This is a genomic window from Paenibacillus xanthanilyticus (assembly GCF_042682185.1).
GTDB classification, from domain to species: Bacteria; Bacillota; Bacilli; order Paenibacillales; family Paenibacillaceae; genus Paenibacillus_Z; species Paenibacillus_Z xanthanilyticus.
The window spans coordinates 739,826-766,633 of record NZ_JBHUHA010000001.1 but is presented as its reverse complement, the minus strand read 5'-3'; the positions used below and the strand labels follow the sequence as shown (position 1 = coordinate 766,633).

General features: G+C 58.6%; 28 protein-coding genes. 21 read left to right on the top strand and 7 right to left on the bottom strand.

Annotated elements, in window-relative coordinates:
• Positions 1 to 99 precede the first annotated feature (99 nt).
• The 8 genes from ACFSKT_RS03230 (at position 100) to ACFSKT_RS03195 (ending at position 7,296) form a co-directional block, all read left to right on the top strand.
• A complete protein-coding gene (locus tag ACFSKT_RS03230) occupies positions 100 to 585 on the top strand; it encodes a hypothetical protein (RefSeq protein WP_377720358.1) in 486 nt (161 codons plus the stop codon).
• A 133-nt stretch (positions 586 to 718) separates the two neighbouring features.
• On the top strand, positions 719 to 1,003 hold the full coding sequence (locus tag ACFSKT_RS03225) for a hypothetical protein (RefSeq protein WP_377776301.1): 285 nt from the start codon (positions 719 to 721) through the stop codon (positions 1,001 to 1,003).
• Positions 1,004 to 1,200: 197 nt separating this feature from the next.
• A complete protein-coding gene (locus tag ACFSKT_RS03220) occupies positions 1,201 to 2,268 on the top strand; it encodes a BMP family lipoprotein (RefSeq protein WP_377720356.1) in 1,068 nt (355 codons plus the stop codon).
• A 132-nt stretch (positions 2,269 to 2,400) separates the two neighbouring features.
• On the top strand, positions 2,401 to 3,918 hold the full coding sequence (locus ACFSKT_RS03215; RefSeq protein ID WP_377720355.1) for an ABC transporter ATP-binding protein: 1,518 nt from the start codon (positions 2,401 to 2,403) through the stop codon (positions 3,916 to 3,918).
• Complete coding sequence (locus tag ACFSKT_RS03210) at positions 3,896 to 4,966, top strand: ABC transporter permease (RefSeq protein WP_377720354.1); 1,071 nt, start codon at positions 3,896 to 3,898, stop codon at positions 4,964 to 4,966. The genes ACFSKT_RS03215 and ACFSKT_RS03210 overlap by 23 nt, the downstream gene beginning before the upstream one ends.
• On the top strand, positions 4,950 to 5,867 hold the full coding sequence (locus tag ACFSKT_RS03205) for an ABC transporter permease (RefSeq protein ID WP_377720353.1): 918 nt from the start codon (positions 4,950 to 4,952) through the stop codon (positions 5,865 to 5,867). The genes ACFSKT_RS03210 and ACFSKT_RS03205 overlap by 17 nt, the downstream gene beginning before the upstream one ends.
• A gap of 18 nt (positions 5,868 to 5,885) precedes the next feature.
• Positions 5,886 to 6,557 (top strand): sulfite oxidase-like oxidoreductase, encoded by a 672-nt coding sequence (locus tag ACFSKT_RS03200; RefSeq protein WP_377720352.1) that lies wholly within the window; start codon positions 5,886 to 5,888, stop codon positions 6,555 to 6,557.
• Between the two features lies 1 nt (position 6,558).
• The gene (locus ACFSKT_RS03195; RefSeq protein ID WP_377720351.1) at positions 6,559 to 7,296 is read left to right on the top strand and encodes a nucleoside phosphorylase; all 738 of its coding nucleotides are present in this window, start codon (positions 6,559 to 6,561) and stop codon (positions 7,294 to 7,296) included.
• 142 nt (positions 7,297 to 7,438) lie between these two features.
• Here the strand turns inward: ACFSKT_RS03195 and ACFSKT_RS03190 are convergent, their stop codons facing one another.
• Both ACFSKT_RS03190 and ACFSKT_RS03185 read right to left on the bottom strand, forming a co-directional pair.
• Positions 7,439 to 8,509: a hypothetical protein gene (locus tag ACFSKT_RS03190; protein ID WP_377720350.1), complete on the bottom strand. Its 1,071-nt coding sequence runs from the start codon at positions 8,507 to 8,509 to the stop codon at positions 7,439 to 7,441.
• Positions 8,510 to 8,669: 160 nt separating this feature from the next.
• Positions 8,670 to 9,302, bottom strand: a complete 633-nt coding sequence (locus tag ACFSKT_RS03185; RefSeq protein WP_377720349.1) for a cupin domain-containing protein — start codon at positions 9,300 to 9,302, stop codon at positions 8,670 to 8,672.
• A gap of 168 nt (positions 9,303 to 9,470) precedes the next feature.
• Between ACFSKT_RS03185 and ACFSKT_RS03180 the strand changes: the two genes are divergently transcribed.
• Positions 9,471 to 10,346: a cupin domain-containing protein gene (locus ACFSKT_RS03180; protein ID WP_377720348.1), complete on the top strand. Its 876-nt coding sequence runs from the start codon at positions 9,471 to 9,473 to the stop codon at positions 10,344 to 10,346.
• Positions 10,347 to 10,438: 92 nt separating this feature from the next.
• On the opposite strand, the gene ACFSKT_RS03175 is transcribed toward ACFSKT_RS03180, so the two are convergent.
• On the bottom strand, positions 10,439 to 11,365 hold the full coding sequence (locus tag ACFSKT_RS03175) for a hypothetical protein (protein WP_377776300.1): 927 nt from the start codon (positions 11,363 to 11,365) through the stop codon (positions 10,439 to 10,441).
• 123 nt (positions 11,366 to 11,488) lie between these two features.
• On the opposite strand from ACFSKT_RS03175, the gene ACFSKT_RS03170 reads away from it, so the two are divergent.
• Positions 11,489 to 12,421 (top strand): tyrosine-type recombinase/integrase, encoded by a 933-nt coding sequence (locus tag ACFSKT_RS03170; RefSeq protein ID WP_377720346.1) that lies wholly within the window; start codon positions 11,489 to 11,491, stop codon positions 12,419 to 12,421.
• Between the two features lie 110 nt (positions 12,422 to 12,531).
• Positions 12,532 to 13,371, top strand: coding sequence for a DegV family protein (locus ACFSKT_RS03165; RefSeq protein ID WP_377720639.1), 840 nt, complete (start codon positions 12,532 to 12,534; stop codon positions 13,369 to 13,371).
• Positions 13,372 to 13,418: 47 nt separating this feature from the next.
• On the opposite strand, the gene ACFSKT_RS03160 is transcribed toward ACFSKT_RS03165, so the two are convergent.
• Together ACFSKT_RS03160 and ACFSKT_RS03155 are read right to left on the bottom strand one after the other, a co-directional pair.
• Positions 13,419 to 14,216, bottom strand: coding sequence for a class I SAM-dependent methyltransferase (locus ACFSKT_RS03160; protein ID WP_377720345.1), 798 nt, complete (start codon positions 14,214 to 14,216; stop codon positions 13,419 to 13,421).
• Positions 14,209 to 14,703, bottom strand: a complete 495-nt coding sequence (locus tag ACFSKT_RS03155) for a MarR family winged helix-turn-helix transcriptional regulator (protein WP_377720344.1) — start codon at positions 14,701 to 14,703, stop codon at positions 14,209 to 14,211. The genes ACFSKT_RS03160 and ACFSKT_RS03155 overlap by 8 nt, the downstream gene beginning before the upstream one ends.
• A 194-nt stretch (positions 14,704 to 14,897) precedes the next feature.
• Between ACFSKT_RS03155 and ACFSKT_RS03150 the strand changes: the two genes are divergently transcribed.
• From ACFSKT_RS03150 to ACFSKT_RS03130, 5 genes are all read left to right on the top strand, one after another.
• A complete protein-coding gene (locus ACFSKT_RS03150) occupies positions 14,898 to 15,749 on the top strand; it encodes a sugar phosphate isomerase/epimerase family protein (protein WP_377720343.1) in 852 nt (283 codons plus the stop codon).
• A 113-nt stretch (positions 15,750 to 15,862) separates the two neighbouring features.
• Positions 15,863 to 16,222 carry a response regulator gene (locus tag ACFSKT_RS03145; RefSeq protein ID WP_377720342.1) on the top strand — a complete coding sequence of 120 codons (360 nt, stop codon included), beginning with the start codon at positions 15,863 to 15,865 and terminating at the stop codon, positions 16,220 to 16,222.
• Between the two features lie 229 nt (positions 16,223 to 16,451).
• The gene (locus tag ACFSKT_RS03140) at positions 16,452 to 17,492 is read left to right on the top strand and encodes a glycosyltransferase family protein (RefSeq protein ID WP_377720341.1); all 1,041 of its coding nucleotides are present in this window, start codon (positions 16,452 to 16,454) and stop codon (positions 17,490 to 17,492) included.
• Between the two features lie 38 nt (positions 17,493 to 17,530).
• Complete coding sequence (locus ACFSKT_RS03135) at positions 17,531 to 18,130, top strand: hypothetical protein (protein ID WP_377720340.1); 600 nt, start codon at positions 17,531 to 17,533, stop codon at positions 18,128 to 18,130.
• Positions 18,131 to 18,151: 21 nt separating this feature from the next.
• Positions 18,152 to 18,349 carry a hypothetical protein gene (locus ACFSKT_RS03130; protein WP_377720339.1) on the top strand — a complete coding sequence of 66 codons (198 nt, stop codon included), beginning with the start codon at positions 18,152 to 18,154 and terminating at the stop codon, positions 18,347 to 18,349.
• A 4-nt stretch (positions 18,350 to 18,353) separates the two neighbouring features.
• Here the strand turns inward: ACFSKT_RS03130 and ACFSKT_RS03125 are convergent, their stop codons facing one another.
• The gene (locus tag ACFSKT_RS03125) at positions 18,354 to 19,526 is read right to left on the bottom strand and encodes a glycosyltransferase family 2 protein (protein ID WP_377720338.1); all 1,173 of its coding nucleotides are present in this window, start codon (positions 19,524 to 19,526) and stop codon (positions 18,354 to 18,356) included.
• Between the two features lie 361 nt (positions 19,527 to 19,887).
• Here ACFSKT_RS03125 and ACFSKT_RS03120 point away from each other — a divergent pair, with 361 nt between their 5' ends.
• The 3 genes from ACFSKT_RS03120 (at position 19,888) to ACFSKT_RS03110 (ending at position 23,629) form a co-directional block, all read left to right on the top strand.
• Positions 19,888 to 21,990 (top strand): transglycosylase domain-containing protein, encoded by a 2,103-nt coding sequence (locus tag ACFSKT_RS03120; RefSeq protein WP_377720337.1) that lies wholly within the window; start codon positions 19,888 to 19,890, stop codon positions 21,988 to 21,990.
• Between the two features lie 110 nt (positions 21,991 to 22,100).
• Positions 22,101 to 22,820, top strand: a complete 720-nt coding sequence (locus tag ACFSKT_RS03115) for a 3-ketoacyl-ACP reductase (protein ID WP_377720336.1) — start codon at positions 22,101 to 22,103, stop codon at positions 22,818 to 22,820.
• A 266-nt stretch (positions 22,821 to 23,086) separates the two neighbouring features.
• Positions 23,087 to 23,629 carry a hypothetical protein gene (locus ACFSKT_RS03110; protein ID WP_377720335.1) on the top strand — a complete coding sequence of 181 codons (543 nt, stop codon included), beginning with the start codon at positions 23,087 to 23,089 and terminating at the stop codon, positions 23,627 to 23,629.
• 101 nt (positions 23,630 to 23,730) lie between these two features.
• Here the strand turns inward: ACFSKT_RS03110 and ACFSKT_RS03105 are convergent, their stop codons facing one another.
• Positions 23,731 to 24,807, bottom strand: a complete 1,077-nt coding sequence (locus ACFSKT_RS03105; RefSeq protein ID WP_377720334.1) for a branched-chain amino acid aminotransferase — start codon at positions 24,805 to 24,807, stop codon at positions 23,731 to 23,733.
• 128 nt (positions 24,808 to 24,935) lie between these two features.
• Between ACFSKT_RS03105 and ACFSKT_RS03100 the strand changes: the two genes are divergently transcribed.
• Together ACFSKT_RS03100 and ACFSKT_RS03095 are read left to right on the top strand one after the other, a co-directional pair.
• A complete protein-coding gene (locus tag ACFSKT_RS03100) occupies positions 24,936 to 25,865 on the top strand; it encodes a LysR family transcriptional regulator (RefSeq protein ID WP_377720333.1) in 930 nt (309 codons plus the stop codon).
• A gap of 84 nt (positions 25,866 to 25,949) precedes the next feature.
• On the top strand, positions 25,950 to 26,714 hold the full coding sequence (locus ACFSKT_RS03095) for a lipase family protein (protein ID WP_377720332.1): 765 nt from the start codon (positions 25,950 to 25,952) through the stop codon (positions 26,712 to 26,714).
• Positions 26,715 to 26,808 lie beyond the last annotated feature (94 nt).

The window sequence follows — 26,808 nt, the reverse complement described above, 5'->3', positions numbered from 1 at the left end:
GCGTTACCGGATTATCTGAATCGGCATCGCTTGAAGTTTGGTGCGCATGCGCAAGCCATGCTATAATCAGCCCATAACTTGACACGTCGGAGGCTTCTTATGCTTACATTCGAACAAAAACTCGATATCTGCTCCTCATTCAGCGAACTCGTCCGCAAGGATGTATCGCTCGGACGCATTAATTTCCAATTTGAAGACAGCTTATATGATAAGAAGAATGTCGTATTCCACCTTCACCGGAACGGGAACGGCTACATCTATGCCGGGCTGGTCGAAGGCGCGCCTGTCGACGATAAGGGATTCCTCAATATGCGCGACTTGAGCGAGGACGAGATCCGCTCCTGGATCGAGAAGTCGATCGCGTCGCTGTCTATTCGCGAGGAGGAGCCGGAGCCGCCGGCTAAGCGCAAGCGCAAACGGGCGAAGGAGCAGACGTGGACGAACGCGGAAGGGCAGAAGCTGCTGCTCAAATTCGAAGACGAGCTCTGGTACGTCTATTCGGGTCTGAGTCTGGAATCCGCGTTCGAGACGCTGGAGGAAGCGGAGGCTTATTTGGCGGAGGAAGGCTTCTCGCTAGCCGGCTAATTGCCGCCGCCCCGCGGAATCTTCATGATTCTCCTGACTTTCTTCGAAAATATCATCACTTTGCGTTTTCCCGTTTCGCGTCGGGGGCGCATTGAAGTAAGATTTAGGAAACCGTTGAGAAGGGGTGGAGCTAGTGGCGGAACAGCAGTACGAAATTTTCGATGATCCGTTCAAAATGTTGATTTTGCTCGCGCAAATGGCCGCGGATAAACGAGGAGAAACGCTCGATTATGGCAACGTGCCTTCGGTCGATAACGAGACGTTCTCGCTTGCGAACGGCAAATTCCTCTACAAGAAGGACAACACCGTCATCACGTGGTACGAGTTCCTCGGACGCGACATCGCGTGCAGCCGGGATTTGACGCGAACGGAATATAACAAAATGTTCGTCGATTGCATGCACAGTTTATTCCATTAAAAAGGACGCCGGCTTCCAGGGAAGCCGGCGTTTTTTTATTGTTTTCGTGAAACCTATTACTAAATCGACAAAGTTTTACAATTTGACGCAAAATTCAGCAAATAAAAAGGTGAACAGCATTGACATCCCGTTTATTTCCTACTAAATTAGTATACATTAGTAACTTTAGAGAGACGAGAGGAGAACAAAGAACCATCATGAAAAAATGGACAATCTTGACGCTCGTGCTGTTCGCGCTCACCGTAGTCTTGTCGGCTTGCGGCGGCAACGCGAATAACAACGCGGGCAACGCCGGCAATGCGGGCAACGCGGCTGAGGGCGCGAACGGAGCCGCGAATAGCGGCGAAGCGAAGAAGCGCGTCGTGCTCGTCACGCCGGAGAAGATCGGCGTGAATCAGTTCTTTACCCAGATGGTCGAAGGGTTGGATAAGGCGGCTGCCGAGTTCAATCTGGAGACGAAGGTCATCGAATCGGCCGACCCGACGCAGGTGGAGCAGAATCTCCGCGCCGCGGTTGCCGAGAAGTACGATCTGATCATCACCGCGGCGTTCTCCGCCGCCGACGCGCTGAAGAAAGTCGCGACCGAGAATCCGGACCAGCCGTTCGCGATCATCGATACGGTCGTGGACGCGCCGAACGTGCGCAGCATCGAATTCCGCGAGCATGAAGCCGCTTATCTGCTTGGCGCTGCGGCCGGCCTGTCCTCGAAGACGGGTACGGTCGGCGCGGTAGTCGCGATGGATGTGCCGCTGCTCGGCAAATACACGTCGGGCTTCGAGCAAGGCCTGAAATCGGTCAAGCCCGACGCCAAGTTCCTCGTGAACTACGTCGGCAGCTTCACGGATCCGGCCAAAGCGAAGGAACTGGCACTCCTCCAGCAATCGCAAGGCGCGGACTTCGTCGCGGGCATGTCCGCGGTCGGCGATTCCGGCGTATTCGAAGCAGCGAAGGAGAAAGGCTTCTACACGGCCGGCCAAGACACCGACCGTACAGGCGAGGATCCGGAGCACGTCGTCTTGTCCCAATTGAAAGAAACCGATACCGTCACGTACGAAACGGCGAAAGATTTCGCGGCAGGCAACTTCACCTATGGATCGATCAGCTACGGCCTGAAAGAAAACGGCGTCGGCATCACGTTCGTCACGGCGGAATCGACTTCGCCGCTGAGCCCGTTCATCGGACAAGAGAACGTGGACAAGCTGAAGAAAATCCGCGACGACATCGTATCCGGCGCGGTAACGGTCAAGAACCCGCTAGCTCCATAATCGATCGTAATACGCGTACTGAACCGGTTGCCGACCAGCAGCCGGTTTCTCGCGTCTATAAGAAGGTTTAGGATGAGACGGACAGGTTCGAATTCGTAAGGCGAGAATGACTTGGAGAGGAGAGGCTGGAGCATGCTGCTGCAGATGGAAGGCATTACGAAGCGGTACGGCACGCTGACCGCGAACGACGGCGTCGATTTCTCGCTGCGCGAAGGCGAGGTGCACGCGCTTGTGGGCGAGAACGGGGCGGGCAAGTCGACGCTCATGCGCATGTTGTACGGGGAAGAGCAGCCGACCGAAGGAAGGATCCGCATGCAAGGCGAACCACGCGTGTTCGCGGCGCCATCCGACGCGATCCGAGCCGGGATCGGCATGGTCCATCAGCATTTCATGCTGTTCCCGTCGTTCACCGTGGCGGAGAATATCGTCATCGGCCGCGAGCCGAAAGCGGGCGGGAAATTCGATCGGAAGGCGGCTTGCGACCACGTGCGCGCGCTGTCGGAGAAATACGGCATGCCCGTCGACCCGTTGGCGAAGGTCGCCGATTGTCCGGTCGGGGTGCAACAGCGGATCGAGATCTTGAAGGTGCTTAATCAGGGGGCGAAGCTGATCATCCTCGACGAGCCGACCGGCGCCCTCACGCCGCTCGAGGTGGATTGGCTGCTCCAGGCGATTCGGCGGCTGGCCGCGCAGGGCATCAGCTTCATCCTCATCAGCCATAAGCTGCATGAGGTGCTGGGCACGGCGGATCGAATAACCGTGCTGCGGGACGGCAAAGTGACGGGCACCGTGAATGCGGCGGATACCGACGCGGCCGAGCTGTCGCGGATGATGGTCGGCCGGGAGCTGATGCCGTTCGAACGAACGCCATCGAATGCCGGCGAAGCGGTGTTGACGGTCGACCGCGTAACGGTTCGCGGTCCGAAGGGCGGCAAGCCTTTGTTAGACAAGGTCAGCTTCGCGGTCAGAGCCGGGGAGATCGTCGGCGTCGCGGGCGTGTCCGGCAACGGGCAGTCGGAGCTGCTGCAGGCGGTATCGGGCTTGCGGCCGATCGACGACGGTCGCGTGACGCTGGGCGGCACGGACGTGACGAACAAGGACGCGGATCAATTCCGGCGGGCGGGACTCGCGCACATTCCCGAGGACCGATACCTATGGGGAGCGGCCAAGGAAGAGAGCGTGGCGGACAACGGTCTAATGGGCCATATCGGAACGCTCAGCCGACGCGGCATTCTGCGCAAGACTCAAATTCGCGAAACGGTGTCGCAGTGGGTGAAATCGTTCAACGTCAAGACGGCCTCGCTCGATACGAAGGCGAAGCATCTATCCGGCGGCAACATGCAGAAGCTGATCGTCGCCCGCGAGATGGCGCACGGCACGCCTTTCGTTATCGCGGCTGAGCCCACGCGCGGCGTGGACATCGGCGCCATGGAGACGATTCATGACGCGCTGCTGAAGCGGCGCGAAGAACGGGGCGCGATCCTGCTCGTATCGTCCGAGCTCACCGAGATTCTGAAGCTGTCCGATCGGATTCTAGTGCTGTACGAAGGGAAGATCGCCGGCGAGCTGTCCGCCGATGAAGCGACGGAGGAGAAAATCAGCATGCTGATGGCGGGAGGTGGCCGCGATGAATCGCATCGGATGGAATAAATACGCACAGGCGCTGGTCATGCCGCTCATGGCCATCGCGATCGGCCTGATCGTTGGCGCGATCGCGATCTTGGCGGTAGGCGGATCGGTCGTCCACACCTACGCGGAGATGTGGAAGGGCGCGTTTGGCAGCATGTACTTCACGACGACGACGCTCACCCGCGCGACGCCTATTATACTCGCGGCGCTCGGCGTGTCCCTCGCGTTCCGGGCCGGCTTCTTCAACCTCGGCGCCGAAGGACAGATGATTCTGGGCGCGTTGGCGGCGGCGCTTGCGGCGATTTACGTACCGGGGAACGGACTCATCAAAATATTGGCCGCCGCGGTCGCGGGCATGCTGGCCGGCGGACTGTGGTCGCTGCTGGCGGGATGGCTGGATACCCGCTTCAAGCTAAATTTGCTCATTACGACGCTGCTGCTGAACTACATCGCCATGTATGCCGCGGGTTACTTGGTCGCCTTCCCGCTGAAGGAGAAAGGCGGCACCGGGGGCGCTCAGACGGAGATGCTGGACAGCGCCGCATGGCTGCCCAAGCTGTTCGCGGGCATGACGCTGCACGCCGGCTTCCTCGTCGCGGTGCTCGCGGCGGTGCTGCTGGCATGGTTCCTGGCCTATACGTCCAAAGGCTACGAAATTCGCATGCTGGGCAGCAACCCGCTGTTCGCGGCGTTCGGCGGCGTGAAGCGCGGTTCGCTCATGCTGACGAGCATGATGATCAGCGGCGCACTCGCGGGTCTAGCCGGCACGTTCGAGGTGCTCGGCACGCAATATCGGTATATCGACAACATGATTACGTCGCCAGGCTATGCGTGGTCGGCGATTATGGCGACGCTGCTCGCCGGCTCCAATCCAATCGGCTCGGCGCTCGCCGCGATCCTGCTCGCCGCGCTTCAGACGGGCGCGATGGGCGTGGAGCGCAACACCGAAGTGCCGCTGGAGATTTCGAGCGTCATTCAATCCAGTTTGATCTTGTTCGTTTCGGCAAGGGTGACATTCTCCTTCCTGAAACGCCGGAAAGCGAGGGGTGCCGATGGAAACGCTGCTTGATTGGTCGCTCCTTAGCGCTACGTTATGGAAAGTGGCGCCGCTGCTGCTCGCCGCGCTCGCGGGCGCGATGTGCGCGAGGGTCGGGATATTCAACGTGGCGCTCGAGGGCATGATGTTAACGGGGGCGTTCACCGCGATATTGGGCAATTATTGGTTCGATAACGTCCTGCTCGGCGTCTTGTTCGCCTGCCTCTGCGTAGGCGCACTGTCGCTATTATTCGCTTACTTATGCATCGGACTGCAGGCGAACGCGATCGTCGTCGGCACGGCGATCAATTTCCTGGCGACGGGACTGACGGCGTTCAGCCTGTTCGCGATATTCGGCGTGAAGGGGCAATTCCGGGACAGCGAGATGAGCGGACTCCCGCAGTGGAACATCCCGCTCCTGCAGGATATCCCGGTAGTCGGCGAGCTGCTGTCCGGCCATACGCCGCTCGTGTACTTGGCGTTCCTGCTCGTCGCCGTGCTGCAATATTTCCTGTTCCGCACGGTCATGGGCTTCCGTCTGCTGGCGGTCGGCGAGAATCCGGTCGCGGCCAAGAGCCTGGGCTTGCCCGTACGTCGCTATCAATACGGCGCGATCTTGTTCGGGGGCATTCTGTGCGGACTGGCAGGCGCGCAGCTGTCGCTCGGTCAGGTCACGCTGTTCACCGAGAACATGACCGCCGGACGCGGCTTCATCGCGCTCGTGGCGACGATGCTCGGCCAGAGCAACCCGATCGGGGTCATGGGCGCGAGCCTGCTGTTCGGTTTCCTCGATACGCTCAGCACGAGGCTGCAGGGCTTCTCGGTGCCGACGCATTTCACGATGATGTTCCCGTACGCGATGACGATCATCGTCATGCTGTTCTTCAAGGATAAATCCTACCTGCGCCAATCCGGCCGGCTGGACGGCAAATAACGATTGGAGGTTCATGCGATGCACAACAAAGCCGAACGGCTCAAGAAAAGCAAAACGCCGCAGGTTCAAATTGCGGACGAGCTCAAACACCGGCTGCCGCCCGGCCAAATGCTGACCGACCGGTTCCCGATCCTGCATGAAGGCGAGGTGCCGGTCTACGATTTGAACGAATGGCGGCTGTCGGTCTTCGGAGCGGTGGCGCAGCCTCGCGAGTTCACGATGGACGAGCTGATGGCGCTGCCGCGCGCGTCCGTCACCTGCGATATCCACTGCGTCACCCGTTGGTCGAAATTCGATACCGCATGGGAAGGCGTGCGGTTCCGCGATTTCGCCCGGCTGCTGGGCATCGACGAGCAAGCGAAGTACGTCATGCTGCACGCGGATCAGGATTACGAGACGAACGTGCCGCTCGAAGACTTGATGCAGGGCGACGTGCTGCTCGCCTTTAACTACGACGGCAAGCCGCTGACGGACAAGCATGGCTTCCCGCTGCGGATGATCGTGCCGCACCTCTACTTCTGGAAGAGCGCCAAGTGGCTGCGCGGCATCGAATTCATGACCGAGGACCGGCCGGGCTTCTGGGAGCGCAACGGCTTCCACAATACGGCCGACCCGTTCCACGAGCAGCGGTTCTCCGGCGAAGCGCTGCCGATTCCCGAAGACGAGTGGACACGAAAGGAGTTCGATTGACATGGCGCTGATGCCAATTCTGCAAATCGAATCAGAGGATGTGCCGGAGCTTGCGATCGTGTGCGGGGACCCGTTCCGGGCCGCCGCCATCGCCGAGAAGCTCGACGGTGCGGTCGAGCTCGGCCACGCAAGAGAGTATCGTTCGTTCAAGGGGCGTTACAAAGGCGCGGAGCTCGTCGTCGTCAGCCACGGCGTCGGCTGCCCGGGCGCCGCAGTCTGCTTCGAGGAGTTGATCAAAGCGGGCGTGAAGACGATCATCCGCGTCGGCACCGCCGGCTCGCTGTCCGGTTCGTACGCAGCCGGAAGCTTGATCGTCAGCACGGCCGCCGCGCGCGAAGACGGACTGACCCGACAGCTTGTGCCGGCCGGCTTCCCGGCCGCGGCGGACAGCCAAGTGACGGACGCGCTGTATGCGGCCGCGCTCGCCTCGAATCCGCCGGGGGCGGTGGCGAAGGGCATTACGCTGACGATCGACGCGTTCTTCAGCGGCGCCGTGGAGCTGCCGCACGAGATGTACAAGCGGGCGGGCGTCATCGCGGTGGAGATGGAAATCTCGGCGCTGTACGTCATTGCGGCGCTGCGCGGCATCCGCGCGGGCGCGATCGTGGCGCTCGACGGCGATTCCACCGCGGTGGACGAAGGCTACGATCCGCATCGGAACATCGTCGGCGAAGCGGTGGACGCCGAGATTCGGGCGGCGCTGGAAGCGATGGCGGCGTTGGCGCGCCAAGCTTCCTAGCAATCAGGACTTGGACGCCAAGTAGGGGATCTACGTTTTTTGCAACCCTATCCGCTACAATGAAAAAGACAGCTTGCTCCCTTGTATGAAGGGAAGAGCTGTCTTTTTTCTTTTGATTTAACCTCATTCATTATTAATGCCGTTAAACATCGACGAGCTCGTTATCGATGATAATATCGTCGATATGCTCGTTGCGATGCATCAGCGACAGGTTCAAGCCGTCGTAGTCGCGTTCCTTGTCCAGCTCGCGCATAAGAATCGCGGCGACCTCGGCGGCGTTCTCGACCTGGATCAGATCACGAAAATCGATATAGCCGCTAAGCCTCCGCTGATGGATGTCGATGGTAGCGGTGCCGATCGGGTGGCTGCCGTCTTCTTCCGGATCGTAAATCTCGTACGTGAGCGCATCGCCATCGTCGCGCACGAGCACGACTTCGAACGGATCGTCTGCCGACTGCCAGCTGAAGGCGTCCTCGTCATCCTCCCCATCCGCGTCGTCGGGCGTCATTTCCGCGGTTTGGATGACCGTGCCTTTGTGCAGATGACGCAGCTGGAAGCTGTGCATTTGTTTGTCGTCGAAATCGCGAATGATCAGCTCGGTGATAAAAGACACGGCTTCTTCGTCCGGCTCGTACTTCCAGTTGACGTCGCCGCTGACTTGGCCTTCTTCAATGCCGAGATAGATCTTGGCCACCCGGCTGTCATTATCGTCGTACACATGATATTCGGCGGATTCTTCATCTTCCTCGATGACGACAAGCTCGAAGCTCACGTCTTCGTCGCTGGATTGCCACTCATATTCGAGCTCCTCGTCATCCTCGTCATCCTCGTCATCCTCGTCGTCCTCGTATTCATCGTTCTCCTCGTCAGTTGGAATCTCGTCCGTAAATGCCGAGTATCCGTTCTCCAGATCGGTCTCCAGTCCGTCCTTGAACGAGACGATGCGGTCATAGCCGCTGTATGTAATTAGCACGTCGCAGTGTTCGGCCAGCACGGCGTTGCTGAACATTTGCACATATTGCTGGAGGAACGCGATCACTTCTTTTTTGTCCGACTTCGGGAGCACGCCTTCGTCTAATTGGGCGGAGCCAGCCGCCCGGTCACCTTCCCGGTAGACGATTGTGAGCGTGCCGACGTACCGGCCATCCAGCAAAATATCGCTGACTTCGCCGCCAGCGGTCCTTAAATCCGGCCTCAGCATGATTTGACGCATTCGCATTGCCTCCTGTACATGGTGTAGCCGGAAGGGGCGATTGGCACTTTCCGGTAGTGCAACATGTTCTAGGGTGTTCCAATCCATTCGATTTATGTATGTCCGGCGCAAAAAAGCATCCGGCCGGGAAGCCGGATGCCTGCCCGTGCGAACCGATTGATTACCAGAGCATCCGCTTCCGCCAGCCTTGCCATCCGTTGCCGTGCACGGACGAAGGTTCATTGGCGTCATACGACGGGACAGAGGAGCGAGGATCAGCGGCTTGGCAGCCGGCCGGCGGTCCGATAACGACCGTATCCGTAATCGGCGCGAGCGCCTCCTTCACCTTCGTTTCATCCAAGCAGTACGAATGCGCGAAGACGCTGGCCGGCGTTAAGCGCAGCAAATCCGACCCGGCGATGAATTCCGGCACAGGCGCGTCGAAGATGGCAAGGATGTGCGTATTGTCCGCGGTGGCGATTTCGTAATGCCACCAGCCTTGCGGCACGTTGGCGACTTGGCCCGGAGCGACCGGAATGTTGATCAGCTGCTTCGTGAACGGGTTAATCAGCGAGACGATCAAGCCGCCCGACACGAGGTAGACGAGCTCGGATGCGTTCTGATGAACATGCGGTTCGACGATATTGGACTTGCTCAAATAGATATCGAGCAAGGAGACGTTCCCGAGCGTGTTCAATTGATTCACGGAGAGCGTGTTAATGTAATTTTGCGCGTCTTTCTTCGTCGTCTGATTGGTCGGTAAGTCGTAAAAAAACTGCACGTTCGGCGAGGTAAAATCCACATTCGAAGTCATGTCTTTCGGTTCCTGCCTTTCGGTGGGGTAGGGGCGAACATCCCGATATATCCTATGCGCGTAGAGTAGGGTTGTGCCCGCCTGCTCGGTTGCTGGCGAAAGTGACACATTGGGCTGTCTGGGCATACAGTACATGGACGTTTACCTAGACAGGGAGGAACCGCACCCATGGATAATTTCATCCTAAAGACGCCCGGGCTGACGCTCAGCGCCGATTCGACCGAAGTCGTCAACGCGAAGCGCGATTCAAAAAACTATATTACGCAATTGTTCGGCGAGCAGCTCCCGGCGATCGAGAACGGCTTCTTCAACGCGCATATGAGCAAAGGCATGATGGTCAATCCGCACTGGCACACGAACACGACCGAGATGGTGTTCGTCATTTGCGGCGAGCTCATCACGTCGGTATTCAATCCGTTCACCCAGAAGCTGATGACCTACCGTTTGAAGCCAGGCCAAGTGTCGATCTTCCCCAAAGGCTGGTTCCACTGGATCGTGGCGCTCAGCGACAAAACGCATTTCCTGACGATCTTCGATCAGCCGACGCCGGATATCGTCTTCGGCGCGGATCTGATACGCAGCGCGAAGGATGTCGTGCATCGGGCGTTCTGCGTGAACGAGGAGGAATATGCGAAGGCGATCGCGCCGATCAAGGAAGCCGTTATTTTCGGCCCGCCGAAAGGCTGCGACTTGGAGGATGGCAAGGAAGATCCGGACTGTAAAGACGCCGGCCCGTATCAACCGGCATGGCAAGCGCCGCAATATGGGCAACCGCCCTATGGACAGCCGTATTATGGCGGAGGTTATGCGGTCGCGGGACCGCCGTCTCTCGGGTATGGCGCGCCATCGCATCCGTATCAACGCAATCTGATGACCGATACGCTGCAGGCGATCGAGCCCTGGGTGCAGAGCAGCCTGCAAGAAGCGCGCGACGCCTCTGCCGAGCAGTCGCTGCGCGAAGCGGCCGCGGTCGCCAATTTGATTGCAAAAGGCTGCGAGCCTGCCGTTGCGCATCAAATCGTGGAGTCGTGGTTTCAGAAATAGTCGCGGCCATGCAGAATCATGCGAAATGCGAAAAGACACTGCCTCTCCCAACGGAAAGGGCAGTGTTTTTTATTTGGTCGAGGGGATGGCCATCATCGTGAGGACGGATGGCTTGGATTCGCAGACTGACGCTCGAATTCCCGCATCGCTCGCTCCAGATTGCTTGCTTGATGCACCGGCTGTCGGGCTTGAACGTCACGCCCGTCGACTGCCGCATCCGAACTTCCTGGCAGCAGAGGCGCTTCATCACGCTGCGCGACGAAATTCGTCTTCGGCTCGAAGTCGACGAAGCTAGAATGCGCGGCGGCGAAATAATGAACAAGCCCAGAAGCAGCGTTTTCGGTCGAAGTAAGCGCTTTCTGCACTTTTGACTTGGACCGAATTTGCAAGACGGCTGCGGAGACCGTCACTGCTAGAAGCGCGGTATGAAGCAGCCAAATTCCAGCCCCATGCTCAGTCGATTCGTAAAGCCAGCCTGGATAAAGCGCCAGTCCAGCGGCTTGGATCGCTGCCACGATCAAAGCGGAGACGAGAACGAGCCGTATTCGCTCGTAATGCGCGATCACCGCGATGGCCGCGAAGAACGCAAGATGTAGCTCGGCCTTGCTTCCGCCGCCTACTACGACGGACAAGCTGGACGAGAGAAGCACCAAACTGGCAAACAGCGGTATATGGCGATGCGTTTCGTTGGCGCGATAGAGCAGACCTCCCGCTAACCAGAGCAGGAAGGGGAAGAGCAGGATCGTGTTCTGTATATAAATAGGAGGCGGGATGTTCCCGGCTGCCGCGGCGTCTCCAAAAAGGCGGAAACCTCGCTGTAGGATATGAATAAGCGAACTAAGCATAACGCTGGCTAGTCCAAGGCGGAGCATGAAACGATTTTGACGGCCTACCACGATGTGTCCTCCTCGACGTTCGATTGCGCTACAAGAGATATCGGTGGGAGAAGCAGGCGATTGCAGATTGGCAGACGCAAGCGGCTTGTTTAAATAATTCCAAGACGCAGAACAGACAAACAATCGTTCGCAACCCGCAGGAAAATGCCGCCAACTGTCGAATATAAAATTGCGTGAAATCTATATTTCGCGCAATTTCGATTCTAAGCGACTTTTCGCGGGATCGACGGATGAGAGGATATGCCAATGGACGACATGATAGAGGGATATGAGCGGGATTTGAGCTTGTTCTCGAATTATATGAAAGACCGCGGATATTCGAAGGAGACGCAGGTCGGCTATATGCGCGACGTGAGACGGTTCCTCGCCACCCTGGGCGGCAAGCCTCCGGGGGAAGCGGACAAAATCGACGTCATGCATTACTTGACCGAGATTCGCGAGGCGGGCGCAGGAGCCCGGTACCGGAACCGGAGTCAATCGGCCGTGCGGTTGTTTTATAAGATATTGCGGGAGTTCGACCGCGTCACGGCCAATCCGGCGATGGACATTCCCAAGGCGAAGGTGGCGAAGAACCGGATGCCGTCGTTTCTGGACAAAAGCGAGCTGGATGAGACGTTGACCTTCGTATCTGGCAAATACAAGCTGCGCGATACGGCGATTATGGCGCTGATGTCCTATGCCGGGCTGCGCGTCGGCGAAATCGTGCGGATGAATATGACGGATTTCGACACAAAGTCATCGATTCTTGGTATACTGGGCAAAGGGGAGAAGTGGCGTTACGTACCGCTTCCCGCCGAATTGGGGGAGCTGCTGCAAGCCTGCCTGGCACAGCGGATGAAGCCCAAGTCAAGGCGGGACGAGCAGGCGTTCTTCGTCTCGCAATTCGGCCGGCGAATCAGCCGGCGGATGGTGCAGACGATCGCCGAGAATTCGCTTGCCGGCTTAGTGGAAGCGCATCCGGAGTTGAGCGGAAAACGGCTGTCGGCGCACAAGCTGCGGCATTCCTTCGCGACGGAGCTGCTGCGGGGCGGCGCGGATTTGCGGACGGTACAGGAGCTCCTCGGGCATGAGGATATTTCCACGACACAGATCTACACCCATATCTCGGTGGAGACGAAGAAATTCGCGATGGACAAGGTGCGACCGGCCATTCCGGCGAGCATCGCCGCGCTGCGATAGCCGATCCTTCGAGGCTTTTCGCGCGAAACCGAGACGCAAGGCTCATAGCGACGTATAATGACTGGCGGCTCTAGCACCATGGGGCCGATATCAACTAGGGGGCGAATAACATACCAGCCATTAAAATTGTGACCGATTCCACGACCGATTTGCCTAGAGCGCTGCTCGATCAATACGACATTGAGGTGATCCCGCTCTCGATCTTCGTAGATGGCGAATCGTATCTAGATACAGTGACGATCTCGCCGGACGAATTCATCCAGCGCATGATCGCATCCAACGAATTACCCAAGACGTCGCAGCCGGCCGTCGGCGCGTTCCTCGAAGTCTACGACCGGCTCGGCGCGAACGGCGACACGATTATTTCGATCCATATGACCGGAGGAATGAGCGGCACTTACGCGACGGCTTGTGCCGCGGCGGAGATGTCCGAGAGCCGGGTGGAAGTCATTGATTCGCAGATGATCTCGCAAGCGCTTGGCTTTCAGGTGCTAGAAGCGGCCCGTCTGGCCCGCGAAGGCAGCACCGTCGAGGCGATCGTCGCGCGAGTGAAAGAGATTTTCGAGCAAACCTCGCTATTCGTCGTCGTCGAGACGTTGGAGAACCTGATTAAAGGCGGACGAATCGGCAAAGCGGCGGGCCTCTTGGGGACGATTCTGAAAATCAAACCGATCGCGATGCTGCAGCAGGGCGTCTACTCGCCGGTCGCGAAAGTGAGAACATCGTCCCAGATCGTCAAGACGCTGATCGAGCGCTTCGAACTGGACATCAAGGGCAAAATCGTGCGCGGCATCGGGATTTCCCATGCGAATAATCTCCCGCTGGCCGAGCGGCTGCAGCAGGAGATCGCCCGCTTCACGTCCACGCCAGTGCGCATTTGCACGACGACGCCGATTATTTCGACGCATACCGGACCGGGCGCGATCGGATTTTCTTATTATGCGGAATAAGGCCTACTTTCATAAATGTTATCAGCACGCTTTCCTTGGGGAGCGTGCTATTTGTTTGCCTTGCGGGCGAGAAATAGACCGGTTGACGTGGTGATCGTGAAGGGGGAATTCTCGTTGATATGATTGACGTAGGCGGAGAAGCGATCGATGTCCTCGGGCGCGAGAACATGAATCCCCTCGAACAGACCGTTGCAAGAGAGCAGATAGCGAAGGATAGCGTGAGGATCAGTTACGATCAGTGTATTCGGATACAATCGCAGATCGATGGTGTCAAAGTGTGTACCGAGCAAGCTCGCGCCGTTATCGAGCGAGAAGCGGGATTGAATGCCATAAGCAATTTCGGGGTAGCTGGAACTTGGGTTGAAGGCAAGCACAAGCTCGGCCACCTCCCGCATATTGCCGCTGCCGACCGTGGATGCCACGAGCAGCCCGCCAGGTTTGAGCACCCGGTGAATCTCCGCCAGCGCGCGGTCAAGGTCGCTAACATGGTAGAGCATATGATTCGCGATGACGATATCAACGGAAGCGTCGTGTAAGGGGATGTTGATCGCGTCGATAACGCGCCAATCGAACCGGTCTTGAAGAGCAGCTAGCGACTTTTGGGCCGCCTGGAGCATGCCGGGCGAGAAGTCGGACAGCGTGATCGTCCATTCTTCGGGAATGAGATCCGCGTTCGCTAGCCAGAGCATTCCGTTGCCCGAGCCGAGTTCAAGGATATGCCGGTTAGGCATAGACGGAATCTGTTCCCACACCCAGTGAGGCCAAGGCTGGGGATTGGTTCCGAATGCGGCGTGCAAGTAGACGCGGGCGTTAAAATTGCCGGCGTTCGCGTATTGTTTAGACATCGTCAACCTCCTTTGGGACATTCACGTCCATGGTGGCGCGGGCTATTCGTCGGTTCGCCATGCGCTCAACGTATCGAGGCAGAAGCTCCTCGAACTTGCGTAGATCATCTTTGGGCCAATCCTGAAGTAGTTCGCCAATGACGGCTGCGCTTCGATCCAGGAAGGCTTGGAGCGCCGAGTCGCCGCTTTCCGTGAGCCGAAGCAGACTGGAGCGGCCATCCGACTGATCGCCAGCAGCTAGAAGCCAACCCTCTTTGACCAATGATTGCATGCGTCGGGTAATCGAGGACGGATTCACGTTCAGCTCCCGGGCGAGCGCTTTGGGACGCGCCGATTCGCGCGATTTCACGAAGAGCAGTATTTCGAAGGTCATGCGGTCCATATCCGTGCGCAAGTTCTGCGCCTTTTGAAATTCTTTTATAAGGCCTAAGGTGGCGATCGCGATGTTATATGCAGGCTGGCTGGCGTTGTGATTATTCGATTCCAACAGCGGCTTCCTCCTTATATTTATTTGTTTGCGTAAAGCAATTATATAGCTGGAAAATGATTCCTGCAAGCGCGAATTATCGCTGCGATATCAAAAATGCGTATATACACAGCTAACATGCTGGCTTTAACAAGACGCCGTTCCTGCTACACTTAGGCTAGCACATCATTATCAAACCGAAGGAGCGAACAAGCATGGCGTATTTATCGGTGAGCACCTGGAGTCTACATCGGCTGCTGGGGCCACTGCGCTGGACGTATTGGGATGAGCAGCATCAGACGCAAGCGACGCGCGAACAAGAACAGCCGCAGGAGATTGAACTGCTTGATTTGCCGGCAGTGGCGGCCAAGCGCGGCTATCGCGCGATCGAGATCTGCCACTTTCATTTCCCGTCGACCGATGAGGATTTTTTGGGACGGCTAAAATTAAGTTTCGATCGTGCCGATATGTTATTCGACACCTTGTTGCTTGATTACGGCGATCTCACCTCGCCGAATGAAGCGCGTAGGGCGGCCGATCTGGCGTGGATGAAACGCTGGATCGGAATCGGTGCCGCATGCGGCGCGCGCCGGATACGGATTATCGCCGGCGAAGCGGATGCTGCGGATCAAGCGGCGCTGCGGCAGTCGTCGCAAGCGTTGGCGGAGCTGGCCGAGTATGGTCGACAGACCGGCATTCAAGTCGTGAGCGAAAATTTCAAGTCATTAACCACTCGTGCCGCGAACGGCGTGGAACTCGTCCGGAGTGCCGAAGGCAAGCTTGGCTACATTACGGATTTCGGCAATTATCGCGGAGACGGCAAGTTCGAGGAGATCGCGATGACCGCGCCGCTCAGCCAGTCGGTGCATGTGAAGGCGCAGGACGATTCGGATGGGCGGCCAGACGCCGATGAGCTGCGGCGCTGCCTGGATGCCGCTCATCACAGCGGGTTTGATGGCGCTTACGTGCTGATCTACGACGGACCGGGCGATATGTGGCAGGGCTTGGAGCGGCTTAAACCGTTGGTAGAACCGTATATCACGGGTAAGAAGGGCGCCGAGAGCTAGCTCGCAGGCGGCATCAAAATATGGGAGGCTTGGACCGCGTACAATTTTCCGCCTTCCGGTTACACTAATCCCAAACAACAACATGACACTTCATCTCAGGGGGAACGGGAACAATGGCAAAAATATTAGTCGTCGACGACGCAGCCTTCATGCGGCTCATGCTGAAGGACATCTTGACGAAGGGCGGGCATGAGGTCGTCGGCGAAGCGGAGAATGGTCTGGTCGCGATCGAGCGTTATAATAATTTGAAGCCGGATTTGGTCACGATGGACATTACGATGCCGGAGATGGAGGGCATTGATGCGGTGAAGGAAATCCGCAAGTCCGATCCGTCCGCCCGCATCGTCATGTGCTCCGCGATGGGGCAGCAAATGATGGTCGTGCAGGCGATTCAAGCCGGCGCGAAGGATTTCATCGTGAAGCCGTTCCAGCCGGACCGCGTGCTGGATTCGGTGAAGAAAGCACTAGGATAAGGGCTGAATTGGTTTGATCGGAAATGGCCCTCGAATTGTAAACCAAGCAGGCACCTGGACAACGTCCGGGTGCCTGTTTGCGTATGACCAGCCGCAACCCATCTAGTGGGAGCGACGCCTATCCGGGACATGGGCGGACAGCCTGCTAGGTGGATACACAATCGTTCTTCGCTCGCGCCTCATATGGTGTAGAATCCCAGAAATTGTCGTAGAGGGGAGCTAAGGCTACGTGGATACCGATACCGCCATTACGATCGTATATCCGCCCGCGATCGATTACCGGTTCATGCATCAGCGGCCGCAGCAAATGATGAAGGCGTTCGCCCAAGCGGGCGCGAACGTCGTGTTCATCAATCCGGCGGATTTATATGAACAGCGGGAGCCCGTCTTTTACCCGTTCGAGGAGCTGCCCAACTTTGTCGTCATCCATCGATCGGTCGATTTTAAGCCTTTCGTCAAAGGGCGATTGGTGTTTTGGTGCGCCGTGAACCAAGGCTGGTTCATCGATTGCTACGACCATGATCTGGCCGTCTTCGATTCCTGCGATCTGGCCAAGGGAGAATTCTCGGCCTGGAAGGACGTCGTCCCGGTCATGGAACGCAAGACGCAGCTGACCTTCGCCTCGGCCGAGGCGATCTACCGCGAACATGCGGAACGGGGAATCCCGACGGTACTGCTGCCCAACGGAGCGGATTTCGCGCATTTCAAGCCGGCGGAGCGGCGGCTTGCGCGTCCGGCTGACCTGCCCGATACGGAGGGGCGGCCGCTCGTAGGCTATTATGGCGCGGTGTCGGCTTGGCTGGACGTCGATCTGATCTATGCGGTGGCGGAGCGGTTCGACGTTGTCGTCATCGGCGCAAGTCCGCTCTATAACCGGGATATCCGCCATCGGAACGTAACCGTGCTGCCCATCAAGGATTACCGCGAGCTGCCCGCCTATCTCAGCTGGTTCGACGCGGCGCTTATCCCGTTTCTGCTTACCGAGATGATCGAGGGCTGCGATCCGGTCAAATTCTACGAATATATTTCCGCCGGCAAACCGGTCGTGGCCTCGGATATGACTGAACTTCGCAAGTTTCGCTCGCTCGTCTATACGGCCAATACGGCGAACATCGCCGACGTGACGGCCCGAGCGATCGCGGAGGATCACCCGATTCGCGTCCGCTGGCGGCAGAAGCACGCGCAGCGCAATTCATGGGTAAGCCGGGCGCGCGTCGCGCTCGCGCACATTCAAATGAAGCTGGATGAAGCGAAACCACGCATCCTGTAAAACCATCCATCCTTATCGGCGAGGAGTGAACACCGGTCATGGCATTACAAGAAGGGAATGAACGGCAGGCAGCAAGCATCGGCGGATCGAAGCGATTCACCTTGCAGAGGAACGAAGGAAAAGTCGTCGTGGGCACGATCGTCGCCCGCGGCATCTCCGTCAAAGCGAAACGCAGAAGACAGCGCACGCTCGCCTGGAAGCGGGCGATGAATCGGCTGCGCGGCCAAGCGCTGCAATGGATCAAAGACGTCAGCGATTCCGTGGAAAGTCTGACGAGGTCCGTCTCCGGCCTGACGGGCCACGCCGTTCGCGCAAGCAACGACATCACCGCGCTGAATAGGCGGGTAGACACGATTGCGATGGAACAGGTGGCCTACGCAGAGCGGATTACCGGCGAACTGGCAGTCATCCAAAACCGGCTCGGGGTGCTGTCCCGGGAGGTTGCGGCGCTGACGCCTCGGGAGACGGCCATCGCCAATTTGCTGCAGCCCCGGATTAACACGGCGATCATTATCGAGACGGATGCCGGCCCGGTCGCGGGAACGCTTATCGAGGTCGGCGTCGATTACGTCGTGGTGGCCGAAGTATCCGGTACGCTCGCGTTGATTCCAACGGCTCAGATCAGCTCATTCCAGTAAAAGAATCGGGAGGGAAACGAGATGGATTTTTTGTCGGCGCTTGCCAGATATATCGGGAGCAGAGTGGAAGTGTTCCAAACAACGCAATACGTGAGCGGCATATTAATCGGCGTCGGAGATGGCTTCTTCCACATTCAAACGAGCGGCACGGCCTATGGCGGCGAGCCGCCGACGACGATCAGCGCCGCGAGAACGGAATTAGTGCGCATCCTTGTATAGCGGCTTAAACCGGTCCTCGCATGACTGCGCTCTCGGCCCAGCGACTCCATCTCGCATAACGCGTGCCTTCCTGGCGTGAGACGCTCCCATCTCGAACCCGCCGATGATAGAGCGGCAGATCGAGGTATGCGCGGCGGTACTTGTTCATGAAGGTGGCCAGCATGCCGATATCCTCGAACAATCGGCCTTCGAATGGATCGTCGACCCGCCAGCCGCCTTGTTCTCTCAGCGCGGCGATGTGGAAGGCGCGCAGCGCGACCGTCTCGCCGCTCTGGATCAGCTGAGAGGCGTCCAACGCGCGTGCGTCGCGGCTGCGTCCCGCATAGACCAGCTCGCCGCTTGGACGTTCCTGCCAGCGGTGATGATCCGAATAGACGACTTGCGGCGGGGGCGATTCGGTACGAATGGCGATTGCCAGCCGGTTCAGGCAGTCTGGGTCTAGCCAGTCGTCGGCGTCCAGCTCCACGAGCCATTCCCCCGAAGCCCGGGCCAAGCCGGAGTTGAGCGCTGCGGATTTCCCGCGATTAACGGGGTGAACCACCAGTGTGATCCGGGGATGGTCGCGAACCTTCGCCAGCACCGCCGCCGTGTCGTCCCGGGAGCCGTCATCCACAAGAATAAGCTCCCATTGGTCATTCGTTTGCGTCATCACGCTGCGAATGGCCGCTTCTACATAGCGCGCTTCATTATATGTGCAGAGTAGGACCGAGAAGAGCGGCTCGCGTTCGCGCTCGCGTCGTTCAAGCCGAGGGGGGAAGACGAGCGAAGCCGCGGCGAGATCGGCTTCATCGGGGCGACGCCATCGCGGTGGTGGGACGGGCGAAGGGGACCATGACGGGGCGGCCCATTCCGGCCACTGCCAGGACTGTGCACGAAGCGCGTTCGCCATGAAGGCGAGCGCATAACGATCCAGCGGGAACGAGCGCCGATCCGGGAATCCGCAAGCGCCGTTCGAGCCAAGGACGGCCGAGGAACGCCATACAATCGGGCCTCGAAGCTTGCCGCGCAGCTCTCCTCGGCTGTCGTTCGCCCGGATCGCCGGCAGCGCGCCAGCTGCCTTATTCGGCAATTGCCGGACAAGCTTCTCTACGCATGAGCCGAAATCAGGCGCAAGCCGTTCGCCGGCCAGCAGCGTGACGAACCATTCGCCGTCCTGGCCGCGCAATGCTTCGTTCATGGCCTTTCCGACATCACCAGTTACAATGTGAACCTGGCAGGATTGGAACAAAGGGGAGGTTAAGAGCTCCTTCCTCGTCCTCTCGGCTTCCGCCGTCAGTTCGTCGACATCGAGTATAAACGCAAGCATGCCGCCGAAGCGCCTCCTCTCGTACGCAAGTTATCCGCTTATTCTATCTTATTCCGGCAGGGGGCTTCGCGGGACTCCGCCTTCCGCTGTTTCAGTTACGCCCGATTCGTGTATGTACGCTGTGACGCTTCGAGGCGACGCCAAGATGACGACATTCGGCAGCGACGTACCGAAAAACGGCCGATCTTTCGAACGTTGTGGAAGCGGAACAAACGAAACAGGGGGCAAGCAGATGAGAGAGAAGCAAATCCGGTCCGCGATGCCCGGCAGGACCATGCTCGCGCGTGTTGGTATCATACTGCTGGCCGGCACCGTGATCAGCGGTGCCGCGGGCTTTGGCGCTTTCAAGATGATGGTGGCGGCGCAGGATGTGAGCACGCTGAACGAACCGCTTCACAGCGCGACGATTATTTTGGACAAGAATGGAAAAGAAGCGAGCCGCATCTCGCTGAATAAAGTCGAGCCGGCGTCGTTCGCCGAACTGCCGGACCATCTCGTGCAGGCTGTCGTCGCGGTCGAAGATAAGCGGTTCTTCGAGCATGACGGGGCGGACCTGCGCTCTATCACCCGCGCCGTATACGCGAATCTGAACGCCGGCAGCAAAGCGGAGGGCGGCAGCACGATCACGCAGCAGCTGGCCAAGAACGTCTTCCTCTCCCATGAGAAGACGTGGACCCGCAAGTGGAACGAGCTGCTGCTCGCGCAGAAAATCGAAACGCAGTACGGCAAGGAGAAGATATTCGAGCTGTACATGAATCATATTTATTTCGGCGAAGGCGCCTGGGGTATCAAGCGCGCGGCAAGCGTGTATTTCGGCAAGGACGTCAAGCAGCTGACGCTGGCTGAATCCGCGCTGCTGGCGGGCATTATCAAGGCGCCGTCCGCGCTTACTCCGAAGAAGCATCCGAAGGAAGCGAAGGCCCGGCGGAACGTCGTGCTCGATCTCATGAAGGAGCAGGGACGAGTCGACGCCGAACAATATGCGGCGGCGATTATGGAGCCGATCAAGCTGCTGGAGGAGAAGCCGGATCGGACGGAAGCGATCCGTTATCCGTATTATGCGGACGAAGTCATCCGCGAAGCGACGGAAGTGTACGGCCTGTCGGAGGAAGAGGTGCTGCATGGCGGGCTTCGCATTTATACCGCGCTCGATCCCGCGATGCAGCAGGCAGTTGAACGGGCTTACGCGAATGAATCGTTGTTCCCGGCCAGCGCGAACGATCAGCTCATCCAAAGCGCCGCGGTCCTTGTCGATCCGCGCGACGGCGGCATTCGGGCGTTGGTCGGCGGCAGGGGCGAGACAGGCTTCCGCAGCTTGAACCGCGCGACGCAGATGAAGCGTCAGCCAGGTTCGACGATAAAGCCGATCGCCGTCTACGCGCCGGCGCTCGAGAAGGGGCAGCAACCGGGAACGATCATCGTCGACGAACCGGTCAATTTCGGCGGTTATTCGCCGAAGAACGCGGACGGCCAATTCCATGGCGCCGTGACGCTGTACGACGCTCTCGTTCATTCGTACAATGTGCCGGCAGTCAAGACGCTGAACGAGATTGGCATCGAGACCGGGATGGCGTATGCAGAGAAATTCGGCCTTGCCCTGACGGAGGGGGATCGAGCGCTCGGGCTTGCGCTCGGCGGTCTGCAGGAAGGGGTGTCGCCGCTCGACATGGCCGAGGCGTTCGGCACGCTTGCAAGCGGCGGATCCCGTAATCCGTCTTACACGATCACACGCATCGAGAACGAAGCGGGAGACGTGTTGGCCAGCCGGGCGGAGACGGCGCCAGTCCAGGCCGTGTCATCCGAGACAGCCCGTACGATGACCGCGATGCTGGAGGGCGTCGTGCGCGAAGGAACGGGCAGGACGGCGGCGCTCGAAGGACGCCCCGTAGCCGGCAAGACCGGCACGACGCAGATGCCCGGCACGAACGGCGACGGCGCGAAGGACAACTGGTTCGTCGGTTATACGCCCCAGCTGTCCGCCGCCGTCTGGCTCGGCTACGACCGATCCGACGCCGAGCATTATTTGACCACCACGTCGAAAGCCGCCGCCGCCGTATTCCGCTCCATCATGACCGACGCGCTGGCGAATGAGCCTGTTCAGGCGTTCCCACCCGTCAGCGGCGTTCCGCCCGTTAAGCTGCAGCCAGCGAAACAGCTGGACGAGGACAAAGACGAGCGAGACGACGATGAACGAGAAGCTCGCGAATGGCTGAAGGAGCTGGAGAAGCACAACAAGAAGCGCGAACAGGAAATCGAGAAGTTCAAAAAAGATGTCGAGAAGAAACGGAACGAATGGAAAGAAAAACGCGGCGGTAAGCGAAATGACAACGATTAGGAAGGCCAGTCTCTTCGACTGATTTGGAGCGGCGAAAGGCCCTGTGATAAACTGGATGGGATTGTCCAGCAATTAGCGGGGCTTGCCCCCAACCAGAAGGAGTGATTGAAATGACGGCATTACAACAGCAGACCGCAATCATTACCGGTGCCGGCAAAGGCATCGGACGGTCCACGGCGATCGCGCTCGCGAAAGAAGGCGTGCATCTCGGTCTCATCGCGCGCAGCGAATCGGATCTTGTCGCGCTCAAGGACGAGCTGGCGGCATATGGCGTTCAGGCGTATCACGCAACGGCCGACGTATCCATCAAGGAGCAGGTCGACGGCGCGGTAGCCGAGCTGATCGGCAAGCTCGGACGGCTCGACATTCTGATCAACAATGCGGGCATCGCGTCGTTCGGCAAGCTAATCGACATGGAGCCCCAGCAATGGGAGCGCATCATTCAGGTTAACCTGATGGGCACGTATTACGCGACACGCGCCGCGCTGCCGACGATGCTGGAACAGAACAGCGGCGCGATCATCAACGTCGCTTCGACGGCAGGGCTCAGCGGCTTTGCAACCGGTTCGGCCTACTGCGCGTCCAAATTCGCGGTCATGGGCCTGACCGAAGCGCTCATGCAGGAAGTGCGCAAGTCGAATATTCGCGTCACGGCGCTCACCCCGAGCACGGTAAATACCGAGCTGGCCACGAATGCCGGACTGAAAATCGGCGATGAGGACCGGATGATGCAGCCGGAGGACGTCGCGGAGCTGATCACGGCCGCGCTGAAGCTGCCTGCGCGTGTTTTCGTCAAAGCGGCCGGCATCTGGACGACGAATCCGCAATAATTTATTTAAGGGCATTAAACAACAGATCGCGGCATGGAAAAACTCGTCATGCAAGGAGGATGACCTCCTTCATGACGAGTTTTTTGTCTTTTATTTAATGGGGTTAATTCAAAATTAATGCCATTAACTATATAGAATGATTCGGGCTGCACACCCGCTCCGAGTCAGTGCCTGGCGGTTACCGGCGAGCCGAGAATCTTGGGGCTTGTTTGATCTATGCGCCATGAAGCGGGTACAATACGGGTAGTAGGCAAAGGAGTGGAGGGATGCGCGTGAACAAGATCGCCAGATCGGTCGAATTCGGCTTCGAGCCGCCGGAAGACGGCCGAAGAGGGACGTTAATCTACTACGACGCGTTCGAGCACGCGAGCGCGATCGAGCTGAATGCAGCGGCCGCCTACGCGGAGGAACGGAAATTCGAGAAATTCGTCCTATATCCGATCCATGAAGAGACGGCGAAGCGAATGGGCATCGCCTCGGCGCGTCCGTATCACAGACGGCTGGACGAGCTGCACGAGTGGAAGCGCGATACGCTGAATCCGGATATACTCGTCGAAGGGCTGGACGGCAAAAGGAAAAAGTACACGCCGATTGATACCGCGCTACGCCATATGGCCGACCTGTATCCGAAGCCCTTCTTTCTCCTGATGACACCGGAGATGGCGAACCGGTTCGCGTCGTACGCTTCCTTCGACGAGTGGATTTCGAAGCTGCGCTTGGTGCTGACGGAACGGCCGGAGGCGCCGCATCCGAAGCTTGTTCAGGCGAGCAGACGCTGGGATGCGATGCGGGACGAGAAGAACGGTTAGCACAGGTATGCAAACGCAAAAACCACCGGAACCGCTGCTCGCGAGCAGGGCGCCGGTGGTTTTTGCTTGTCCTGTGACGGCAATGCCGCCATCTATCGGGATTACGCTTGAGGGACTTCGACCGTCCAGCCGAACGGATCGGGCAGCGTGCCGTTCTGAATGCCGGTAAGCGTCTCGTACAGCTTGCTGGAGAGCTCGCCCGTCTTCCCGCCGTTGATGGTGAGACGCTCGTCCCGCCAGTTCAGCTCGCCGACCGGGGAGATGACGGCCGCGGTACCCGTGCCGAACGCTTCCTCGAGCGCGCCGGTGCGTCCCGCTTCGTAGATCTCTTCGATCGTAATTGGTCGTTCGATGACCGGGATGCCCCAGCTCTTGATCAACTGAATCATCGAGTCGCGCGTGATGCCGGCCAGAATGCTGCCGTTCAGCGCAGGCGTATGCACTTCGCCATTGATCTTGAAGAAGACGTTCATGCTGCCGACTTCCTCGATGTAGCTGCGGTGTACCCCGTCCAGCCACAGGATCTGCGAGTAGCCTTTTTTGGCTGCCGCTTCTTGCGCGTTCAAGCCGGCCGCGTAGTTGCCAGCCGTCTTTGCTTCGCCGACGCCGCCTTTGACCGCGCGAACGTGGTCGGATTCGACGAAGATTTTCACCGGATTAATGCCTTCCGCGTAGTAGGCGCCGACAGGCGACATGATGATCATGAACTTGTAATGCGTCGATGGCGCCACGCCGAGCGCGGCTTGCGTCGCAATGACGAATGGGCGAATGTACAGCGACGTGCCCGGCGCATCCGGAATCCAATCTTGATCGACGCGCACGAGTGCTTTGAGCGCTTCGAGGGCAAGCTCGCCGTCGATATCGGGGATGCTGAGGCGCGCGTTCGACAGGTTCAGACGCTGGAAGTTCTTCTGTGGACGGAACAGCTGGATGCGTCCGTCAGCCGTCCGGTAAGCCTTGAGGCCTTCAAAGATGGTTTGTCCGTAATGGAACACTTTCGCGGCCGGGTCGAGCGTGATCGGACCATAGGGAACGATGCGTGCGTCATGCCAGCCTTTGTCGACCGAGTAGTCGAGGATGAACATGTGATCGGTGTAGTGGATCCCGAAGCCCAGTTTGTCCGAAGCGGGCTTCTCTTTCTTGTTCGAAGTAAGCGTGATGTCGATCTGGTAGGCCATGCAGCGTTCTCTCCTTTGGATGTCGGTTTCACTATATTGAATGCTACCACTCCTTGGGGTATATTAAAAATATCTATTTGATGTGATTCATATACCGAAAAGGTATGGAAGAAGGAGTGTAACGCGAGTTGGACCTGCGCCAATTAAAATATTTCGTCACCATCGCGCAAGAAGAACAAATTACTCGGGCCGCCAAGCTGCTTAACATGGAGCAGCCGCCGCTCAGCCGACAGCTCAAGCAGATGGAAGAGGAGCTCGGCGTCACGCTATTCGACCGCAACGGCAAACGCCTCAAGCTGACGGACGCCGGCGAATTGCTGCGGGAGAAGGCCGAGACGCTGCTGCTTCAATTCGACGAAGCGATGAAGGAAGTGAAGGAGCGGGAGCAGGCCGTGCAGGGCGTGTTGTCGATCGGATCCGTCGTCTCCTGCATCTCGCTGCTGCCCAAGCGCATCGAATCGTTTCGCCGCCGCTATCCGCACACGACGTTCAAAATCGCCGAAGGCGATCATTTCTATCTCGGCGAGCTGCTGGACAAGCGTTCGATCGAACTCGTCGTGGCGCGGCTGCCTTTTGAAGCGATGACCCGATCTACCGCGTATCAAGTATTACCGCTGCCTTCCGATCCCTTCGTCGTTGTTATTCCTAGCGCATGGGCGCGTTATTCGGACAGGCGCTCGGTTCGCATGCAGGAGCTGGCCGACTTTCCGTTCCTGACGCTGAAGACGGATAAGACGCACCGCATGCACCAGCAGGTGGTCAGCGCCTGCAAGCGTCACGGCTTCGAGCCGGATATTATATGCGAATGCTCCAGCGTCGCGATCATCATGTCGCTGATCGCCGAGGGGATTGGAGCGACGGTGTTCCCCAAATCGGTTATGTCGTCCTTCCCGTCCACGATCGTCAAAATGCTCGACATCGAAGATGCGGATTTCCAGTCGGATGTCGGCATATTATGGCTGAAAGACCGCTACCTGTCGAAGTCCGCGCAGCTGTTCATCGACAGCTTCCGCGATCCCGAAGCGAGCGGCCCGCTTCGCTTACCCATGAGGGAATGAATGCCAACGCAACCGTCCATACTATACGCCATGATGGCTGGCCGACCGGTCCAATCGTTCTGTTGAAAGTGGTGAAATGCAACTATGATGGAGAAAGCAATCATCGAAGGTTGGGATGTGTACCTGCTCGCCGGCATCGGCTCGACCCGGGCGTTCTTCACGGACTGCAAGGCGGAGCTCGCCGCCCGGCTAGCCCGAAGCGGGAAGGAGCCGGTCATTCGCGAGCTGTTCCCTTACGGGGATCAGACGCAGAGCATGGTTCGCCAAATATACGACGTGCACGGCGATCTCTCCCGGGTCCGCTCGGCGCGGCTTGGCGGAAGATCCGCGGCGCAGCAGGTCAGGGAACGCTCGCTCGGCAAGCCCGTCCTGCTGATCGGACATAGCGGGGGAGGTGTGGCCGCCTATCAGGCGGCGAGCATGCTCGCCGACGAGGGCGATATTCCGGACTTCCGCGTCGTACAGCTCGGTTCGCCGAAGGTGCCGATCCGCGAGGAACACAAGAATCGCGTCAGCTACTTCTATGCCGTCGACGAGGCGCTCAAATACCGCGATCCGATAACCCGCATCGGCACATGGGGCGGTTGGAGGCGCAGCAAGCTCGGACTGTTGGTTTGGGATCGGCGAAAATTTGCCCCGGCCCAAGTCGCCACGCTCACGCTGCTTGGCGGTCACCCGCATTACTTCCGCAGCCGAGCGCCCTACGTGCATCATGAGCGGGGCTCGAACCTGTCACTAACGCTGAACGCAATATTGGGTGCCGGTGCCGGTGCCGCCGCTGAAGCCCAGGCCGCCGCAGCGGCAACGTACGAATCCGCGATCGGGGCGAATATCTTACACGAGAGCTGAAGAGATTGATTACGAAGCCAGGCGCGTATGCCAATATCGCCGGAGATGCAAAATAACCCTACCGTTCCAACAACGGTAGGGTTATTTCTTGTCG

Bases quoted from the DNA above. Each gene is read 5' to 3' on its own strand.
- ACFSKT_RS03230 (WP_377720358.1), top strand. From the start codon at position 100: ATGCTTACATTCGAACAAAAACTCGATATCTGCTCCTCATTCAGCGAA.
- ACFSKT_RS03220 (WP_377720356.1), top strand. From the start codon at position 1,201: ATGAAAAAATGGACAATCTTGACGCTCGTGCTGTTCGCGCTCACCGTA.
- ACFSKT_RS03215 (WP_377720355.1), top strand. From the start codon at position 2,401: ATGCTGCTGCAGATGGAAGGCATTACGAAGCGGTACGGCACGCTGACC.
- ACFSKT_RS03210 (WP_377720354.1), top strand. From the start codon at position 3,896: ATGAATCGCATCGGATGGAATAAATACGCACAGGCGCTGGTCATGCCG.
- ACFSKT_RS03205 (WP_377720353.1), top strand. From the start codon at position 4,950: ATGGAAACGCTGCTTGATTGGTCGCTCCTTAGCGCTACGTTATGGAAA.
- ACFSKT_RS03200 (WP_377720352.1), top strand. From the start codon at position 5,886: ATGCACAACAAAGCCGAACGGCTCAAGAAAAGCAAAACGCCGCAGGTT.
- ACFSKT_RS03195 (WP_377720351.1), top strand. From the start codon at position 6,559: ATGGCGCTGATGCCAATTCTGCAAATCGAATCAGAGGATGTGCCGGAG.
- ACFSKT_RS03190 (WP_377720350.1), bottom strand. From the start codon at position 8,509: ATGCGTCAAATCATGCTGAGGCCGGATTTAAGGACCGCTGGCGGCGAA.
- ACFSKT_RS03185 (WP_377720349.1), bottom strand. From the start codon at position 9,302: ATGACTTCGAATGTGGATTTTACCTCGCCGAACGTGCAGTTTTTTTAC.
- ACFSKT_RS03180 (WP_377720348.1), top strand. From the start codon at position 9,471: ATGGATAATTTCATCCTAAAGACGCCCGGGCTGACGCTCAGCGCCGAT.
- ACFSKT_RS03170 (WP_377720346.1), top strand. From the start codon at position 11,489: ATGGACGACATGATAGAGGGATATGAGCGGGATTTGAGCTTGTTCTCG.
- ACFSKT_RS03160 (WP_377720345.1), bottom strand. From the start codon at position 14,216: ATGTCTAAACAATACGCGAACGCCGGCAATTTTAACGCCCGCGTCTAC.
- ACFSKT_RS03150 (WP_377720343.1), top strand. From the start codon at position 14,898: ATGGCGTATTTATCGGTGAGCACCTGGAGTCTACATCGGCTGCTGGGG.
- ACFSKT_RS03145 (WP_377720342.1), top strand. From the start codon at position 15,863: ATGGCAAAAATATTAGTCGTCGACGACGCAGCCTTCATGCGGCTCATG.
- ACFSKT_RS03135 (WP_377720340.1), top strand. From the start codon at position 17,531: ATGGCATTACAAGAAGGGAATGAACGGCAGGCAGCAAGCATCGGCGGA.
- ACFSKT_RS03130 (WP_377720339.1), top strand. From the start codon at position 18,152: ATGGATTTTTTGTCGGCGCTTGCCAGATATATCGGGAGCAGAGTGGAA.
- ACFSKT_RS03125 (WP_377720338.1), bottom strand. From the start codon at position 19,526: ATGAACGAAGCATTGCGCGGCCAGGACGGCGAATGGTTCGTCACGCTG.
- ACFSKT_RS03120 (WP_377720337.1), top strand. From the start codon at position 19,888: ATGAGAGAGAAGCAAATCCGGTCCGCGATGCCCGGCAGGACCATGCTC.
- ACFSKT_RS03115 (WP_377720336.1), top strand. From the start codon at position 22,101: ATGACGGCATTACAACAGCAGACCGCAATCATTACCGGTGCCGGCAAA.
- ACFSKT_RS03110 (WP_377720335.1), top strand. From the start codon at position 23,087: ATGCGCGTGAACAAGATCGCCAGATCGGTCGAATTCGGCTTCGAGCCG.
- ACFSKT_RS03105 (WP_377720334.1), bottom strand. From the start codon at position 24,807: ATGGCCTACCAGATCGACATCACGCTTACTTCGAACAAGAAAGAGAAG.
- ACFSKT_RS03095 (WP_377720332.1), top strand. From the start codon at position 25,950: ATGATGGAGAAAGCAATCATCGAAGGTTGGGATGTGTACCTGCTCGCC.